General features: G+C 66.2%; 13 protein-coding genes. 10 read left to right on the top strand and 3 right to left on the bottom strand.

The window, feature by feature from the left end; all coding sequences use genetic code 11:
- The first annotated feature begins 53 nt into the window (after positions 1-53).
- On the top strand, positions 54-491 hold the full coding sequence (locus ACCD11_RS10065; RefSeq protein ID WP_413313741.1) for a DUF2141 domain-containing protein: 438 nt from the start codon (positions 54-56) through the stop codon (positions 489-491).
- Between the two features lie 13 nt (positions 492-504).
- The gene (locus tag ACCD11_RS10060; RefSeq protein ID WP_413313740.1) at positions 505-2,001 is read left to right on the top strand and encodes a carotenoid oxygenase family protein; all 1,497 of its coding nucleotides are present in this window, start codon (positions 505-507) and stop codon (positions 1,999-2,001) included.
- 21 nt (positions 2,002-2,022) lie between these two features.
- Here ACCD11_RS10060 and ACCD11_RS10055 read toward each other — a convergent pair whose 3' ends face one another.
- The gene (locus ACCD11_RS10055; RefSeq protein ID WP_413313739.1) at positions 2,023-2,928 is read right to left on the bottom strand and encodes a LysR family transcriptional regulator; all 906 of its coding nucleotides are present in this window, start codon (positions 2,926-2,928) and stop codon (positions 2,023-2,025) included.
- Between the two features lie 113 nt (positions 2,929-3,041).
- Between ACCD11_RS10055 and gcl the strand changes: the two genes are divergently transcribed.
- From gcl to ACCD11_RS10040, 3 genes are read left to right on the top strand one after another with little or no spacing between them, the layout of a single operon-like run.
- Complete coding sequence (gene gcl / locus ACCD11_RS10050; protein WP_413313738.1) at positions 3,042-4,832, top strand: glyoxylate carboligase; 1,791 nt, start codon at positions 3,042-3,044, stop codon at positions 4,830-4,832.
- Positions 4,833-4,852: 20 nt separating this feature from the next.
- Positions 4,853-5,638, top strand: coding sequence for a hydroxypyruvate isomerase (hyi, locus tag ACCD11_RS10045; RefSeq protein ID WP_007839013.1), 786 nt, complete (start codon positions 4,853-4,855; stop codon positions 5,636-5,638).
- 23 nt (positions 5,639-5,661) lie between these two features.
- Positions 5,662-6,570: a 2-hydroxy-3-oxopropionate reductase gene (locus tag ACCD11_RS10040; RefSeq protein WP_007839011.1), complete on the top strand. Its 909-nt coding sequence runs from the start codon at positions 5,662-5,664 to the stop codon at positions 6,568-6,570.
- A gap of 109 nt (positions 6,571-6,679) precedes the next feature.
- Here the strand turns inward: ACCD11_RS10040 and ACCD11_RS10035 are convergent, their stop codons facing one another.
- Positions 6,680-8,014, bottom strand: a complete 1,335-nt coding sequence (locus ACCD11_RS10035) for an NAD(P)/FAD-dependent oxidoreductase (protein WP_413313737.1) — start codon at positions 8,012-8,014, stop codon at positions 6,680-6,682.
- Between the two features lie 228 nt (positions 8,015-8,242).
- Here ACCD11_RS10035 and ACCD11_RS10030 point away from each other — a divergent pair, with 228 nt between their 5' ends.
- The 4 genes from ACCD11_RS10030 to ACCD11_RS10015 all read left to right on the top strand — a co-directional run bounded on the left by ACCD11_RS10030 (position 8,243) and on the right by ACCD11_RS10015 (position 13,381).
- A complete protein-coding gene (locus ACCD11_RS10030) occupies positions 8,243-10,543 on the top strand; it encodes an NADP-dependent malic enzyme (protein ID WP_413313736.1) in 2,301 nt (766 codons plus the stop codon).
- A gap of 181 nt (positions 10,544-10,724) precedes the next feature.
- Positions 10,725-11,759, top strand: coding sequence for an ABC transporter substrate-binding protein (locus tag ACCD11_RS10025; protein ID WP_007838478.1), 1,035 nt, complete (start codon positions 10,725-10,727; stop codon positions 11,757-11,759).
- Complete coding sequence (locus tag ACCD11_RS10020) at positions 11,759-12,601, top strand: ABC transporter ATP-binding protein (protein WP_413313735.1); 843 nt, start codon at positions 11,759-11,761, stop codon at positions 12,599-12,601. Before ACCD11_RS10025 ends, ACCD11_RS10020 begins: the two co-directional genes overlap by 1 nt.
- Before the next feature lie 9 nt (positions 12,602-12,610).
- Complete coding sequence (locus ACCD11_RS10015) at positions 12,611-13,381, top strand: ABC transporter permease (protein ID WP_007836088.1); 771 nt, start codon at positions 12,611-12,613, stop codon at positions 13,379-13,381.
- Positions 13,382-13,392: 11 nt separating this feature from the next.
- On the opposite strand, the gene ACCD11_RS10010 is transcribed toward ACCD11_RS10015, so the two are convergent.
- Positions 13,393-13,929 (bottom strand): response regulator transcription factor, encoded by a 537-nt coding sequence (locus tag ACCD11_RS10010; RefSeq protein ID WP_157632248.1) that lies wholly within the window; start codon positions 13,927-13,929, stop codon positions 13,393-13,395.
- 592 nt (positions 13,930-14,521) lie between these two features.
- Between ACCD11_RS10010 and ACCD11_RS10005 the strand changes: the two genes are divergently transcribed.
- Positions 14,522-18,202, top strand: coding sequence for a DUF5801 repeats-in-toxin domain-containing protein (locus ACCD11_RS10005; RefSeq protein ID WP_413313734.1), 3,681 nt, complete (start codon positions 14,522-14,524; stop codon positions 18,200-18,202).
- Positions 18,203-18,229 lie beyond the last annotated feature (27 nt).

Here is an 18,229-nt window from a genome sequence, read left to right as displayed (position 1 = left end):
ACCGTGCCCGGCCTGCGAGATCGTCGGACCTCCAACTTCCAACGAGGCCCGCCATGCAACTTCCCGCATTCATGTCCCGCCCGGCCGTGCACGCCCTGTGCGCCGCCGCGATCCTCCTGCCCGCCGGCGCCTTCGCCGCCGACCTGAGCCTGAGCGTCGCCGACGGCCCCACCGCCAATGCCACGCTCTACGTCGCGCTGTACAGCGACGCCGCCAGCTACGCCGACAGCAAGGCCGTGGCTTCGCAGACCGCGCCGATGCAGGACGGCAAGGCCCGCCTCGTGTTCGCAGGGCTGGCGCCCGGACGCTACGCGCTGCGCGCATTCGCCGACGAGAACGGCAACGGCAAGCTCGACACCAATCTCATGGGCATGCCGATCGAGCGCTACGGCTTCTCGAACGACGCCAAGGGCAACCGCGCCGCGCCCGACTTCGAGGCCGCCGCGATCGCCGTCGACGCCGACCTGCAGACCGTCATCCACCTGCGCTGAGGAGCAGGACGCCATGGAACGACGCGAACTCCTGCGCCTGCTGGTTTCGGCCGGCGCCCTGCCCCTGCTGGCACCGCTGGCGCGCGCAGCCGGCACGGACGATTGGCAGACTCAGTTCGAAGCTGCCGGCGCCCCCTGGAAGACCGGCTTCGCCACGCCTGCCGACGACTTCCCGCTCACCCGCGCCACGGTGCGCGGACGCTTCCCCGATGCCGTGGCGGGCACACTGTTCCGCATCGGCCCGGCCGGCCACGACCTGGGCGGCGAGCGCTACCACCACTGGTTCGACGGCGACGGCATGGTGCACCGCTTCGTGATCGAGGGTGCCGACGTGCGGCACCAGGGCCGCTATGTCGCCACGCCCAAGCGCGTGGCCGAAGTGAAGGCCGGCCGCCGCCTGTTCGAGGCCTTCGGCACCATGCCGCCGGGCGTGGAGCCGCCGACCTCTGCCGACAGCATCAACGTCGCCAACACCAGCGTGCTGCCGATGCGCGGCGAGGTGCTGGCGCTATGGGAAGGCGGTTCGGCCACGCGCATCGACGCGCTCACGCTCGACACGCTGGGCGTGAAGACCTGGCGCGCCGACCTCGCGGGCATGCCGTTCTCGGCCCACCCCAAGGTCGATCCGGACGGCACGGTGTGGAATTTCGGCGTGAGTTCGGGCCAGGGCCTGCTGGCGCTGTACGAGATCGCACCCGAAGGCGCGCTGCGGCGCGCGGCCGTGGTGCCGGTGGCCGACATGCCGATGGTCCACGACTTCGCCGTCACCGAGCGGCACCTGGTGTTCCTGCTGCCGCCGCTGGTCTACGACAGCAAGCGCAAGGCCGCCGGCGCGAGCTTTCTCGACGCGCACGTCTGGCGGCCGGAGCTCGGCATGCGCGCGCTGGTCATCGACAAGCGGAACTGGGAGCGCCGCCAGGTGCTCGCGCTGCCGACCGGCTTCCTGTTCCACGTCGGCAACGCCTGGGAGGAAGACACGCCGCGCGGCACGCAGATCCACATCGACTACGTGCGCTCGGACAATGCCGGCTCGGTGTTCGTCACCAGCCGCGAACTCATGCGCGCTCGCCGCGTGAAGACCACCGAGCCGCACCTGACCGTGGCCACGCTGAACCTGTCCACGGAGCGCGCCACGCAGGAGACGCTGGCGCAGGAAGCCGAGTTCCCGCGCATCGACCCGCGCCGCGTCGGCCTGCGCCATCGCCAGGTGGTGCACGCCACGCAGATCCGGCGCGACCTGCCCGGCTTCGGCTCGATCGCGCGCACCGACGTCGAGACCGGCCGCAGCCAGCGCTACAGCTACGGCGCGCAGGCCATGGTGGAAGAACACGTCTTCGTACCCGACGGCTCGAAGCCGGGTTGGGTGCTGGGCACGGTGCTCGACTTCGGCAGGCAGAAGACGGTGCTGTCGTGCTTCGCGGCCGACAACCTCGCGGCGGGACCGGTGGCGCAGGCCACGCTGCCCTACGCCCTGCCGCTGGGCCTGCACGGTGCCTTCGTGGCGGCGTGAAGCTGCCGGTGGGCCTGGTGCTCAGGCCGCCGCCCACCAGCCTTCGTCGAAGCGCCCCTGCAGGAAGGCCACGAAGCCCGACACCTTGCCCGGCACCAGCTTGGGCGACGGGAAGACGGCGTGTATCTCCTGCTCGGGCAGCGCATGGTCGCCGAGCACCTCGCGCACCTTGCCGGCGGCCAGCGAGTCGCTGGCCACGTAGCGCGGCATCAGCGCGATGCCCAGGCCGTCGCGCGCCGCCGCCAGCACGGCCGAGAGGTTGTTCGAGCGGAAGCGGCCCGATACCGGCACCGTGACCGGCTCGCCCCTGGGCGTGTGCATGCGCCAGAACTCGTCGCCCACCACGCTGCTGTAGATGAGAGCCACGTGCGCGCTGAGGTCCTGCGCGCGCTTCGGCGTGCCGTGCTTCTTCAGGTAGGCGGGCGAGGCGACCATCACCCACGGATTGGCGCCCAGGTAGCGCGCGCCCAATGACGAGTCGGCCAGCTTGCCCATGCGGATGGCCACGTCGATGCCCTGCGCGATGAGGTCGACGTAGCGGTCCTCGAAGCTCAGGTCGAGCTGCACCTGCGGATGCCGGCGCATGTACTCGAGCGCCAGCGGCACCACCACGCGCCGCCCGAACGCCACCGAGGTGCCCACGCGCAGCAGCCCCTGCGCCTGGTTCTGCCGCAGCTGCACGATGCTGTCGGCCTCCTCGGCCTCGCGCACGATGGTCTTGCACTTCTCGTAGTAGAGCGCGCCCGGCTCGGTGAGGCTCACGCCGCGCGTGTTGCGGTTGAGCAGGCGCACCTTCAGCCGCTCCTCGGTGGCCGCGATCTGCTTGGTCACCGTGGGCTGCGTGGTGTTGAACTCGCGCGCGGCCTTCGAGAAGCTGCCCATCTCGACAACGCGCACGAACATTTCCATTGCAAGCAATCTGTCCATGGGCCGGATGGTAGTCACTTATTCCAGCCTGGAATAGGTTTTATGGTCCGCAGCCGTCTTCTTGGAATCCGCCCGGATTCCTACAGTGAGCCCATCCCAAAGGAGACTTCACAATGGCAAAGATGACAGCGGTCCAGGCCGCGGTTCTGGTGATGGAGAAGGAAGGCGTGACGCAGGCCTTCGGCGTGCCGGGTGCGGCGATCAACCCGATGTATTCGGCGCTGCGCCAGCGCGGCAGCATCGCGCACATCCTGGCGCGCCACGTCGAAGGCGCCTCGCACATGGCCGAGGGCTACACCCGCGCGGTGGCCGGCAACATCGGCGTGTGCATCGGCACCTCGGGCCCGGCGGGCACGGACATGATCACGGGCCTGTACTCGGCCTGGGCCGATTCGATTCCCATCCTCTGCATCACCGGCCAGGCGCCGCGCGCACGGCTCTACAAGGAAGACTTCCAGGCGGTCGACATCGAGTCGATCTCCAAGCCCGTCACCAAGTGGTCGGTCACGGTGCGCGAGCCGGGCCAGGTGCCGCAGGTGTTCCAGCAGGCCTTCCACCTGATGCGCTCGGGCCGCCCGGGCCCGGTGCTGATCGACCTGCCCTTCGACGTGCAGATGGCGCAGATCGAGTTCGACATCGACAGCTACGAGCCGCTCAAGCCCTACAAGCCGGCCGCCACGCGCGCGCAGATCGAGAAGGCCATCACGATGCTCAATGCGGCGGAGCGCCCGCTGATCGTGGCCGGCGGCGGCGTCATCAACGCCGACGCGTCCGACCTGCTGGTGCGCTTTGCCGAAGCCACCGGCGTGCCGGTGATTCCCACGCTGATGGCCTGGGGGGCGATTCCCGACGACCATCCACTGATGGCCGGCATGTGCGGCCTGCAGACTAGCCACCGCTACGGCAACGCGACGATGCTCGCGAGCGACTTCGTGCTCGGCATCGGCAACCGCTGGGCCAACCGCCACACCGGGTCGGTCGATGTCTACACCAAGGGGCGCAAGTTCGTGCACGTGGACATCGAGCCCACGCAGATCGGCCGCGTGTTCACGCCCGACTTCGGCATCGTCTCCGACGCCAAGGCCGCGCTGCAGCTCTTTGTCGAAGTGGCCGAGGAAATGAAGGCCGCCGGCCGCCTGCCCGACCGCCGCGACTGGGCCAGGCAATGCATCGAGCGCAAGAAGACCATGCTGCGCAAGACCAACTTCGACGAAGTGCCGATGAAGCCGCAGCGCGTGTACCAGTGCATGAACAACAACTTCAGCAACGACACCTGCTACGTGAGCACCATCGGGCTCTCGCAGATCGCCGCCGCGCAGTTCCTGCACGTGTACAACCCGCGCCACTGGATCAACTGCGGCCAGGCCGGCCCGCTGGGCTGGACCATTCCGGCCGCGCTGGGCGTGCGCGCCGCCGACCCCGCGCGCAAGATCGTCGCGCTGTCGGGCGACTACGACTTCCAGTTCATGATCGAGGAGCTGGCCGTGGGCGCGCAGTTCAAGCTGCCGTACATCCACATCGTGGTCAACAACTCCTACCTCGGCCTGATCCGCCAGGCGCAGCGCGGCTTCGAGATGGACTACTGCGTGCAGCTCGCGTTCGACAACATCAACGCCGGCCCTGACGCCGGCATCGAGAGCAGCTACGGCGTGGACCACCTCAAAGTGGTCGAAGGCCTGGGCTGCAAGGCGATCCGCGTGAACCGGCAGGAAGAGATCGCACCGGCCATCCGCCGCGCCGAAGCGCTGATGGCGGAGTTCAGCGTGCCGGTGGTGATCGAGGTGATGCTGGAGCGCGTGACCAACATCGCGATGGGCACCGAGATCGACAACATCACCGAGTTCGAGCCGCTGGCCGAGACGCTGGCCGATGCACCGACCGCCGTCGCGGCCCTGCTCGACTGAAAAGAAGGAAGAGAAAAGACATGCCCAAGTTCGCAGCCAACCTCACGATGCTCTTCACCGAGCTGCCTTTCATGCAACGCTTCGAGGCCGCCGCCAAGGCGGGTTTCGAAGGCGTGGAGTACCTCTTCCCCTACCCCTTCGAGAAGAAGGAACTCGCTGCCGCCCTGCGCGACAACGGCCTGCAGCAGGTGCTGCACAACCTGCCGGCCGGCGACTGGGACAAGGGCGAGCGCGGCATCGCCTGCCACCCCGACCGCACCGGCGAGTTCGCCGAGGGCATCGCCATGGCGATCGACTACGCGACCGCGCTCGGCTGCCCGCAGGTCAACTGCCTCGTCGGCAAGGTGCCCGCGGGCGTGACCACCGAGGCCGCGCACAAGACGGTGGTCGCGAACCTGCGCCTCGCCGCACGCGAACTCGAAGCGGCCGGCCTGCGCCTGCTGATCGAGCCCATCAACACCTTCGACATTCCGGGCTTCTTCCTCACGCGCACCGACCAGGCGCTGGCGCTGATCGACGAAGTCGGTTCGCCCAACCTGCGCGTGCAGTACGACATCTACCACGCGCAGCGCATGGAAGGCGAACTGGGCAACACGCTCACGAAGAATTTGCCGCGCATCGGCCATATCCAGCTGGCCGACAACCCAGGCCGCGGCGAGCCGGGCACGGGCGAGATCAACTACCCGTGGCTCTTCCGGCACATCGATTCGCTCGGCTACGACGGCTGGATCGGGTGCGAATACAAGCCCCGCGCCACTACCGTCGAAGGCCTCGGATGGCGCCAGGCACTCACCCAACAGCAATAAGCATCGGACAAGGAAACAGAGACATGACAACCCAGCAAAAAATCGGATTCATCGGCCTCGGCATCATGGGCGCGCCCATGGCGGGGCACCTGCTCGACGCGGGCCACCAGCTCTTCGTGAACACGCATGGCAACACGCCCGAGCCCTTCATCTCGAAGGCCACCATCTGCGCCTCGGCGGCCGAAGTGACGCGCCAGGCCGACGTGGTCTTCATCATGGTGCCGGACACGCCCGACGTGGAGAAGGTGCTGTTCGGCGCGCCCGGTACCGAAGGCGTGGCCGACGGCCTGAAGGGCTCCAGCGGCAAGATCGTGGTGGACTGCAGCTCCATCGACCCGATCGCCACCAAGGACTTCGCCAGGCGCATCGTCGCGCTCGGCGCCGGCTACATCGACGCGCCGGTCTCCGGCGGCGAGGTGGGCGCCAAGGCCGCCAGCCTCACGATCATGTGCGGCGGCGACGAAGGCACCTTCGGCCGCGTGAAGCCGCTGCTCGACAAGATGGGCAAGAACGTCACGCTCGTGGGCGGCGCCGGCGACGGCCAGGTCTGCAAGGTGGCCAACCAGATCATCGTGGCGCTGAACATCGCTGCCGTGGGCGAGGCGCTGGTGTTCGCCTCGAAGGCGGGCGCCGACCCGGCCAAGGTGCGCCAGGCGCTGATGGGCGGCTTCGCGAGCTCGCGCATCCTCGAAGTGCACGGCGAGCGGATGATCAAGCGCACCTTCGCGCCGGGCTTTCGCATCGCGCTGCACCAGAAGGACCTGAACCTCGCGATGCAGAGCGCGCGCTCGCTGGGCGTGGCGCTGCCGCAGACGGCCGGCGCGGCGCAGCTCATGAACGCCTGCGCTGCACTGGGCTACGGCCAGCTCGACCACTCGGCGCTGGTGCGCGCGCTGGAGGCGCTGGCGCAGCACACGGTGACCCCGGACTGACCAGGCTCTCCCCCAGGCTTCGCGCACTTCGTGTCGCTTCGCCAACCCCCTCGCCGGGGGCAACACCTGCGGCCCGGCAAAGCCGGTTCCGCGGTGTTCCTGGAAAGAATCAGGTCTTTGCGGCTTCCAGCGACTCCTTCAGGTTGCGCCGGCGCCATGCCCAGGTCTTCACGGCCTGCGGCAGGATGCCGAGGCACGACGCGTAGTAGGTCACCTTGAAGCCCCAGAAGCGCGGCCCGATGGGCGTGTCTCGGAACAGGTCGCCGGCCAGGATGGACAGCATCGCCTCCTGCATGCGCCAGACGTTGCGCGGGTTCATGAACAGGCGGCGGATGGCCGGCGAGGTGATGCGGTAGATGAACCACGAGAACATCCTGGGTCCGCGCTTCATCACCTTCTCGTAGTGGCGGAAGGCCTTCTCGGCTTCCTTCGCCTCGCCCTTGAGCCAGTGGTCGGCCGCGGTGGCGGCCTCGAAGCCGCTGTTCATCGCCAGGTACACGCCCGAGGAGAACATCGGGTCGACGAAGGCGTAGGCGTCGCCCACCATCATGAAGCGGTCGCCGCGGCAGAACTTGGAGTCGTAGGCGTAGTTGCCGGTGGAGGTGGCGCCTTCCATCAGCGTGGCGTTCTTCAGGCGCGCGGCCAGCTTGGGCGCGAGCGCGATGGTTTCCATCAGGAACTCTTCGAGCGAGCCCTTGCGGCGCTTGAAGTAGGCCGGCGAAGCCACAGCGCCAACGCTCACGGTACCGTCCTTCAGCGGGATGTACCAGAACCAGCCGTGATCGAACCAGAACAGCGTGATGTTGCCCTCGAAGCGGCCCGGCCGGCGCTCGGCGTTGGCGAAGTGGCCGTACAGGGCCGCGCTGGCGTGCTTGCGGTTGCGCTGCTTCACATCGAACTGGTTCGACAGCAGGGTGTCGCGCCCGCTGGCGTCGATCACGAAACGCGGGCGCCAGGTGGTTTCGGTGCCGTCGTCGGCCTTGACCTTGACCAGCGGGCGCTTCTCGCCGCCGGTGTCGGCGTCCATGTCCACGCCGGTGACGCGCCGGCCCTCGAAGGTGCGCGCGCCGCGCGCGGCGGCATGGCGGAACAGCAGCTCGTCGAACTCCGAGCGGCGCACGTGCACCGCGTACGGAAAGCTCTTGTCCATCGCCTCGCCGAAGTTGAAGTGGCTGCTGTGGTCGTGCCAGGGCGAAACGAACTCGGCGCCGTGCTTGCGGATGCCGATGGCCTCGACCTCGGTGCGCACGCCCAGCCGGTCGAACAGCGGCATGTTCATCGGCAGCAGCGACTCGCCGATGTGAAAGCGCGGATGCTGCGCCTTCTCGATCAGCACCACGTCGTGGCCCTTGTCCGCGAGCAAGGCGGCCACCGTGGAGCCCGAAGGGCCCCCGCCAATGACCACGACATCGGGGTCGTTGCCGGTGAAAGGTCCTGATGTCATGCGTTGTTGCCCCTCGTTGTGGTTTTATCGCTGTTGGCGCTACCCCGGCCAGCACCGGCCAATCGCAAGCCGTGAGCCCCCGCAGGTAACGATCGCGCAGTTTAGCCAACCGCCGGCCAACTCCATCACGCCGAAGATATGGATTCAGGCGTTTTCGGCATTCCCCCTGTACAAAGAGGCTGCGCTTTTGCGGTAGCCTCATTGCCCGTCAGAAACAAGGAGACTTTCATGGCTGCACCCCTTTCCCCCGCAGAAGAAGCACTTCGCGAGGCAGCGCGCGAATACCACCGCTCACCCGTCAAGGGCAAGATCTCGATCACCCCCACCAAGCCCCTGCTGAACCAGCGCGACCTGTCGCTGGCCTATTCGCCGGGCGTGGCCTACCCGTGTCTCGACATCGCCGCAGACCCCGCCACGGCCTCCGAATACACCGCGCGCGGCAACCTGGTGGGCGTGATCACCAACGGTACCGCGGTGCTCGGGCTGGGCGACATCGGCCCGCTGGCCGCCAAGCCGGTGATGGAAGGCAAGGGCTGCCTGTTCAAGAAATTCGCCGGCATCGACGTGTTCGACATCGAGCTGGCCGAGCGCGATCCCGACAAGCTGGTCGAGATCATCGCGGCGCTGGAGCCCACGCTGGGCGGCATCAACCTCGAGGACATCAAGGCGCCCGAGTGCTTCTACATCGAGAGGAAGCTGCGCGAGCGCATGAACATCCCGGTGTTCCACGACGACCAGCACGGCACGGCCATCATCTCGGCCGCAGCCCTCCTCAACGGGCTGGAGCTGGTCGGCAAGAAGATCGAGGACGTGAAGATCGCCGTCTCGGGCGCGGGCGCCGCAGCCATCGCCTGCCTCGACGTGATGGTCGGCCTGGGCGCCAAGCCGGCCAACATCCATGCCTGCGACTCCAAGGGCCTGATCTACATGGGCCGCGCGGGCGGTTTCGACGAATCCAAGGCACGCTACGCCCAGAAAGACACCGGCGCCCGCACCCTGGCCGACGTGGTCAGGGACGCCGATGTGTTCCTGGGCTGCTCGGCCCCGGGCGTCATGAGCGCCGAGATGGTCAAGACCATGGGCACGCAGCCCATCATCCTGGCGCTGGCCAACCCCGAGCCCGAGATCCGCCCCGAGCTGGCCAAGGCCGTGCGGCCGGACTGCATCATCGCCACGGGCCGTTCGGACTACCCGAACCAGGTCAACAACGTGCTGTGCTTCCCGTATATCTTCCGCGGCGCGCTCGACTGCGGCGCCAGCAAGATCACGGAAGAGATGAAGCTGGCCTGCGTGCGCGAGATCGCCGAGCTGACCAAGGCCGACATCAGCGAAGAGGTGGCCACCGCCTACGCCGGCCAGGAGCTGGCCTTCGGCCCCGACTACATCATTCCGAAGCCCTTCGACTCGCGCCTGATCCTGCGCATCGCGCCGGCCGTGGCCAAGGCCGCTGCCGCCTCGGGTGTCGCGACGCGTCCGATCGAGGACATGGACGCCTACCGCCAGCACCTGACGCGCTTCGTCTACCAGACCGGCATGTTCATGCGCCCGGTGTTCAGCGCCGCCAAGATTGCCACCGCCAAGCGCGTGGCCTACGCGGAAGGCGAAGACGAGCGCGTGCTGCGCGCCGCGCAGTGGGCGGTGGACGAAGGCGTGGCCAAGCCGATCCTGGTGGGCCGCCCCGCCGTGATCGAGGCGCGCATCAAGAAGGCCGGCCTGCACATCCGCGCGGGCACCGACTTCGAGATCGTCAACCCCGAGGACGATCCGCGCTTTCGCACCTACTGGGAGAGCTTCCACAAGATCATGGGCCGCCGCGGCGTGACGCCGGAGGCCGCCAAGACCATGGTGCGCCGCTCGAACACCACCATCGCCGCGCTGATGCTGCACCTGGGCGACGCCGACGCGATGATCTGCGGCCTGGTCGGCCGCTTCGACGTGCACCTGGAGCACATCCGCAACCTGATCGGCCTGAAGCGCGACGCGCCCGGCTTCGCCACGCTGAACGCGCTGACGCTCGACAAGGGCACGATCTTCATCACCGACACCAACGTGAACGAAGACCCGAGCGCCGAGATGCTGGCGAGCATCGCGGTGATGGCCGCCGAGGAAGTGCGCCGCTTCGGCCTGCCGCCGAAGGTCGCCTTCCTGTCGCACTCGAACTACGGCACCTCGAGCCGCGCCTCGGCCCGCAAGATGCGGCTGGCGCGCGACCTGTTCGCGCAGATGGCACCCGACATCGAATGCGACGGCGAGATGCACGGCGACGCGGCGCTGTCGGAAGATGTCCGCCGCACCGCCCTGCCCGAGACCACGCTGAGCGGCGAAGCCAACCTGCTGGTGTGCCCGAACCTCGATTCGGCGCACATCCTCTACAACGTGCTGAAGATGACCGGTGCCAACGGCATCACGGTCGGCCCGGTGCTGCTGGGCGCCGCGAGCTCGGCGCACGTGCTCACGCCGTCGTCGACGGTGCGCCGCATCATCAACATGACAGCGCTGGCGGTGGCGAAAGTGACCGTCGACAAGTAATCACCGGGCCATCCGGCGGGCGAACTGCCCGCCTTCGGTGCCAAAAACGCGGCAATGCCGCGTTTTTGCATTTGGGGGGTGCAGATGGCGCACCGTATCGACCCACCGGGAGGGTTCGCACCAATCGCGTGCGGGCACCGTTTTTGCTTGAATGCCGAAGCATTCACATCACGGATAACGCATGAACAAGCGCCAACTGCTCCAGTCCTTCCTCGCCGCCTCGGCCCTCTGCTTCGGCCTCTCACCGGCCCTTGCCCAGAGCCCGACGCCGATCAAGTTCCAGCTCGACTGGCGCTTCGAGGGACCGGCCGCGCTGTTCCTGCATCCCGCCGCCAAGGGCTACTTCAAGGCGGCCGGGCTCGACGTGAGCATCGACGCGGGCAACGGCTCGGGCGGCACCGTCACGCGCGTGGCCTCGGGCGCCTACGACATGGGCTTTGCCGACCTCGCGGCGCTGATGGAGTTCCACGCCAACAACCCCGACAGCCCGAACAAGCCGGTCGCGGTGATGATGGTCTACAACAACACGCCGGCCTCGGTCATGGCGCTCAAGAAGAGCGGCATCACCAAGCCCACCGACCTCGCCGGCAAGAAGCTCGGCGCGCCGGTGTTCGATGCCGGCCGGCGCGCCTTCCCGATCTTCGCGAAGGCCAACAACATCGGTGCCGTCAATTGGACCGCCATGGACCCGACGCTGCGCGAGACCATGCTGATGCGCGGCGACATCGACGCCATCACCGGCTTCACCTTCACCTCGCTGCTCAACCTCGAGGCGCGCGGCGCCAAGGCGGCCGACATCGTCGTGCTGCCCTACCCCGACTACGGCGTGAAGCTCTACGGCAACGTGATCATCGCCTCGCCCAAGCTCATCAAGGAGAACCCGGCGGCGGTGAAGAAATTCCTCTCGGCCTTTGCCAAGGGGGCGAAGGAAGTCATCGCCAACCCGGCAGTGGCCATCGAATCGGTGAAGGCGCGCGACGGCATCATCGACAGCAAGCTCGAAACGCGCCGCCTGCAGCTGGCCATCGATACCGTCATCAACAGCGCCGACGCGCGCGCCGAAGGCTTCGGCACGGTCAACGCAGGCCGCATGTCGCTGATGGCCTCGCAGGTGTCGGACGCGTTCGGCACCAAGACGCGCGTGAGCCCCGACGCGGTGTGGACCGCCTCGCTGCTGCCGCCGTCGGCCGAACTGAACATCCTGTCGAAGAAGTGATGGTGCACGCATCGCAAGCGGCCGCCCCCTTCGTCGACTTCCAGGACGTCTGGCTCGCCTACAACGAGGAGCTTCTTCGCGCCAACCACTTCGCGGTCGAGGCCATCGACCTGAAGGTCAGGCGCGGCGAATTCATCGCCATCGTCGGCCCCTCGGGTTGCGGCAAGTCGACCTTCATGAAGCTCACCACCGGGCTGAAGATGCCGTCGATGGGCAAGATCCGCATCGACGGGCAGAACGTGACCGGGCCGCTGAAGATCTCGGGCATGGCCTTCCAGGCGCCTTCGCTGCTGCCGTGGCGCACCACGGTCGACAACGTGCTGCTGCCGCTGGAGATCGTCGAGCCCTACCGCTCGAACTTCAAGGCCAAGCGCAAGGAGTACGTCGAGCGCGCACGCAAGCTGCTGCAGAAGGTGGGCCTCGCGGGCTATGAGGACAAGTTCCCATGGCAGCTCTCGGGCGGCATGCAGCAGCGCGCGAGCATTTGCCGTGCGCTCATCCACGAGCCCAAGATGCTGCTGCTCGACGAGCCCTTCGGCGCGCTCGACGCCTTCACGCGCGAAGAGCTGTGGTGCATCCTGCGCGACCTGTGGACCGAGCAGCAGTTCAACGTGATCCTGGTGACGCACGACCTGCGCGAATCGGTGTTCCTGGCCGACACGGTGTACGTGATGAGCAAGAGCCCGGGGCGCTTCGTGGTGAAGCGCGACATCGAGCTGCCGCGTCCGCGCGAACTCGAACTCACCTACACCAAGGAGTTCACCGACATCGTGTTGGAGCTGCGCGGGCACATCGGCGCGATCCGCGGCAATGCCGCCGGCGCCACGGCGGCGGCGCACTGAGGAACGCGCGTGAAGAACACCAAGCAAATCGAACGCTGGTCGCCATGGCTGCTGCTCGTGGCGGTGATCCTGCTGTGGCAGGTGATCTGCGCGGGCTTCGAGGTTTCGGACTTCATCTTTCCGAGCCCGCTGCGCATCTGGAACCAGTTCTGGGAATTCAAGGAAATCATCGCAGGCCACGCCTGGCGCACCTTCTGGGTCACGATGGCGGGCTTCGGCCTGGCGATCGTGGTGGGCGTGCTGCTGGGCTTCGTGATCGGCAGCTCGCGCATTGCGTACGCGGCCATCTACCCGCTGATGACGGCGTTCAACGCGCTGCCCAAGGCAGCCTTCGTGCCCATCCTCGTGGTGTGGTTCGGCATCGGCGCGGGGCCGGCGATCCTCACGGCCTTTTTGATCAGCTTCTTCCCGATCATGGTGAACATCGCGACCGGCCTCGCCACGCTCGAGCCCGAGCTGGAAGACGTGCTGCGCGTGCTGGGCGCCAGGCGCTGGGACGTGCTCATGAAGATCGGCCTGCCGCGTTCCATGCCGTACTTCTTCGGCTCTCTGAAGGTCGCCATCACGCTGGCCTTCGTCGGCACCACCGTCAGCGAGATGACGGCCGCCAACGAAGGCATCGGCTACTTGCTGATCTCCGCCGGCTCGGCCATGCAGATGGGCCTGGCCTTCGCGGGCCTGATGGTGGTGGGCGCGATGGCGATGCTGATGTACGAACTGTTCAGCGTGATCGAGAAGCACACGACAGGCTGGGCGCATCGCGGATCGCAGAACCAGTAGGCCGCGCCTGATCAGGCGAGATGCCAGCGCCGGCTGTGCTGCCCCTGCTTCGCGAACACATGGGCAAGGTGCTTCTTGACTGTGTTGACGCTGATGCCGAGCCGCTCAGCGATCTGCTTGTTGGTCATGTCACGGTACATCAGCGACAGCACCTCGTTCTCTCGCGCGGTCAGTCTCATTGCAGGCGATATCGCACAGGACGCCGGCCGCCCGCCGGCTGCCTTCAATCGCAGCACAGACAGATAAAGCGCCTGCAACACCGGACCCGGGAAGCCCAAGGTGCCTGCCAGCACGGCATCCAGCGATTGCGCGAACTGCTCTGCGCTCGCGGCCCACTCGACGCAGCCGCGCGCCTGACTTCGGATCGCTGCATCCAGCCCGGGCATTGAGGGCGCCTCCCAGCCGAGGAGCCAGTCGGTGGCTGGAAAGCGGCGGCGCAGGTCGTCCAATTTGTTGACTCTTTCCGGCGCAATCAGCGCGATGTCCACCAGCAGCAGACGGGGTGCCTGCAGCAGGCAGCGCGCTTCCAGCTCGGAGATGCCGTTCATTTCCGCGTGCTCGATCCGGTACATCCGCTCGGCCGAGTGCCTCGAGGCCAACAGGCCCAGCCCGGACAACGTCGACGCGCGGCCCGGGCAGGTTGCGACGAGAACCGGCACACGGACTTCGACCGCAGGGCAAGGGGCTGGAGATGGAATCTCCAGGCAAGCTGGCTGAAAGCAGCTCGATGTCCACAGCGCGGGTAGCGCAAACGGCGACAGCGGACGGAAGTCTTGCGTGAACGGCCGCGGATCTGCGTTCCACGCAGGCTCCCGCCCAGCAGGCGACATTGGGACTTCTTCCATGGCTTCCTCCGAGGCGCTTGTTTTGGAGGTATCCGGAAGGTAATGATAAAGACCACGTCATCGTGCAGATAGGTCCGCGGCCCTCGCAAGGTATCAAAAGGTTATGGGCATGAGGGGCACACGCCCGGCACAGCGCGTCATCCCTTGGGTGACAACTTTTATCCTATGGACAGCGCGCCGCCTGGCGGTTCAGCATTCCTCCCTGCTGATACATGGACCTGACTGATTGCCAGCGAACGCGCGTAAATCGGGGCATCAATGCTGTCGGCATTTTTTTCCAAACCGAGGAGTGTTTATGCCTGCGTTAAATCTGACGGCCGGCTCGACCGTCACTCTGGACGAATCCGCCAATTTGCAGAACCTTGCCGCTACTCCCGCCATTGCCGGCGACAGTAACGACAATGACATCTCCGCAAGCTCGCTGCCGACGGCCTTCAGCAGCCGCTTGGCGGCCCAGAGTGTCGGCACCGCCATCAACGCCGCTTTGAGCGGCTATGACGGGACCAATGCCGGCACCAACGCATTCACGTTCAGCGTAACCGGCGCGGTCACCGATATCTCCTTCACGGACGCGAACGGCGCTCCGCTCAATGGCTTCGACAGCGGTCTCAACACCGCCGATGGCGAAGACATCTTCCTGTACACCGATCCGACCAACAACAACGTCGTCTACGGGAAGACGGCCCTCAATGTCGTCGTGTTCGCCGCCTACCTGGAGGAGACGGGAACCCCGGTGACCGGCGCCAAGATGTGGATGGTCCAGTATGAAGCAATAGCGAACCCCGATGCGACCAATCCAGACGATGCGGTCAACCTGCTGAACAAGGTCTTCGTCAGCGTCAGCCAGGATGCGGACTTCAACCTCGCAGGCGCGCCATCCGGCCAGAACCTGTTCCTGATGTTTACGAAGGACAACCCGACGATCGTCAACGGCCGGATTTCCGACGTGTCGATCATCGCGACGGGAAAGGACCCGGCAAATCAATCCGGCGCAAACCCCAACAGCACCGCCGACGACATCAACATCACGACCGGCGACACGATCAACACCAGCCAGGCCGGCGGGCCGACCACGTTCGGCACCAACAGCCAGATGATCACCGAGCAGGAAGGCATCCGCTTCACGTTCGTGACCGGCGCCAGGGCGGACGTCACCATTCCGAACCTGGACCAGAACGAGGCCGATCTGGAGTCGAACATCGACTTCACCGGCATGTTCGGAGCCAGGACCGCCGATTTCGACGTGGTGCAGTTGCAAAGCGGAAAGAGTGCCCAGGTCAAGGTCACCGCATACAGCACGGCGGTCGAGTCCGGCAACAGCTTCATCGACGGCTATGCGGGCGACCAGGTGGTTTCGATCACGAGCGTGCGCGTGCTCGATTCCGTCACCGGGGCGCCTCTGGAAACCTTCTCGAACGGCGCCGAGGGCGCACTGAGTTCGGCCATCGTCATCAGCATCACCAACGGCGTTGCGACGATCACCGGCGTCAAGGCCGGCTACTCGATCGAATACACGACCTCGGCGGACCACAACCGCGTACTCATCGAAAACGGGGCCGCCCTCAATGCCTCGGGCAACACCCACGCCGACTTCGACATCGGGGGTTTCCGGCTGCTGCAGGTTTCCAGCGCAACGGCAGAGGTCGGCTCCATGATGAACTTCGAGGACGACGGCCCGTCCATCGTGCTGGCGACGCCCACCGACACCGCGCTGCTCAACACGCAGGACGCCGACACCATCGGCGCCGCCACCGACTCCGCCACCACGAACTTCGCGACTGCATTCGGAACGACTTCGAGCAGCTATGGCACCGATGGGGCGGGCTCCACCAACTCGGTCTTCGCGCTCGGCGTGAAAACGCAAGGTGGCGACTCAGGACTCAAGAGCGATGGCGCGACCATCTACCTGTACCTGCTGGGCGGCAAGGTCGTCGGTTCGACTTCCGCCACCGAGGCCGGCGTCGCAGCGGCCAATACCGTCTTCGACCTGGCCGTGGGCGCAACCGGTTCGGTCACGCTGCAGCAGTTCACCGAAATCGATCACGCGCTGCCGGGTGCTTCGTCGAACTACGCGGCCCAGCAGGCCACGCTGGCCGACGATCTGGTCACACTGACCGATTCCGTGACGCTCACCGATCGCGATGGCGACACCGCTACCGATTCCAAGGTGCTCAACATCGGCGCGAACATCAAGTTCGACGATGACGGCCCGACGATCGTGCTGGCAACGCCAACCGACACGGCGCTGCTCAATACCCAGGACGCCCAGACCATCGCAGCGGCCACCGACTCCGCCACCCAGGACTTCGCGAGTGCCTTCGGCGTGACGTCGAGCAGCTATGGCGCCGATGGGGCGGGCAGCACCACATCGACCTATGCGCTCGGCGTGGCAACGCAAGGGGGAGCTTCAGGACTCACGAGCGACGGCGCAAGCATCAAGCTGTACCTGGTTGGCACGACGGTCGTCGGATCGACCTCCGCCACCGCGGCCGGCATCACGGCGGCCAACACCATCTTCGACCTCACGGTGAGCGGGACCGGTTCGGTGACACTGCAGCAGTTCGCCGAAATCGACCACGCGCTGCCGGGTGCCTCGTCGAACTACGCGGCCCAGCAGGCCACGCTGGTCGACACGTTGATCACCCTGACCAATGCCGTGACGCTCACCGACGGGGATGGCGATACCGCGACCGATTCCAAGGTGCTCAATATCGGCGCCAACATCAAGTTCGACGACGACGGCCCGACGGTGACCTCCATCTCCGACCTCAACGGAACGAACGACGCCCAGCCCATTACGGGGACCTACAACATCTCCGTTGGCGCCGACGACGTGGACAACGCGTCGACCGACGGCATCGTGCTGAACAGCCTGACCGGAACGACCGGCGGCGGGCGGCCCATCACCGATGCAACCGTCTCGCACTTCGCCGAAGACGCCACGACGGTCACCTACAACTTCGGCTTCAACTACTACCCCGGGCCGACGTCGACGACGACGCAGGCGGCAACGGGCACGGTCGTCTTCAACAAGACGGACGGCACCTTCTCCTTCGACCTGGACCAGGTCTTCGGAGGACAAACGACGTTCTCCACGAGTGCGCCGCTGGCATCCTTCAATTACGACACGGAAGGCAACAACTCGCCGGAGATCGTGGTCCAGCAATACAGCAACGACTTCTTCGGCGTGCTTTCGGCCAGGGCGTCCACGCCTCCGAGCGACTCCGGCGACCTGCTGGCAGGCAACAACCACGCCTTTCTGGCGGGCGAAACCTTCACCAGCGAGAGTGCCGGTTTCGTCAACGTCGCAACCAACACCCTCGGCGTGAACTCCGATACCGTCCAATCGGGCGAGCTGCTGAACTTCGACTTCTACAGGTCGAATCCGGTGAGCAACCCCAATCTGACGAGTCCACCGCAGCGCCCAGGAGCGGCCATCGTCGGTACGGACACGGCCTACGCCGACGCGATCAACATCACGATCGACCAGATCACGGACGGCGAGGATGTGGCTGTTCTGCTGAAGTTGTTCAACGCGTCGACAAACACTTCCACGACCAGGCTCCTGATCGCCAACTCTGCGGCGGACTATCAATCGGCCGGAGGAGGTTTGAAGGTCGTCAGCATCGGCGAGGACGACTACGACAGCGCCAACTACCAGATCACGGGCGTGCAGGTCCTGAGCAGCACCGAAGACATCACCGGCACGGGCATCAGCCTGAGCAGCCACAACACGGTGAATCTGACAGCGACCGGCTCGAACTATGCCGATACGGCGGACAACGACGTGTTCAAGATCATCAAGATCGATGTGATCACATCGACGACGATCAATTCGGACGTGGACCTGAACTTTGTGGGTCAGGTGATCGACGGCGATGCCGACTTCGCGGGCTTCAACTTCGACGTCCACCTGGAGATCGACGGCGTGGCCAACCTGATAGGCACGACCCAGCAAACGGAAGCGATCGCATAACGAATCCTGGCGCAAGGGGGCAGCAGA

This window comes from Variovorax sp. Varisp36 (assembly GCF_047304235.1).
Classification (GTDB): domain Bacteria; phylum Pseudomonadota; class Gammaproteobacteria; order Burkholderiales; family Burkholderiaceae_C; genus Variovorax.
The sequence above is the reverse complement of the archived record's forward strand: the minus strand, read 5'-3'. Positions and strand labels throughout refer to the sequence as shown.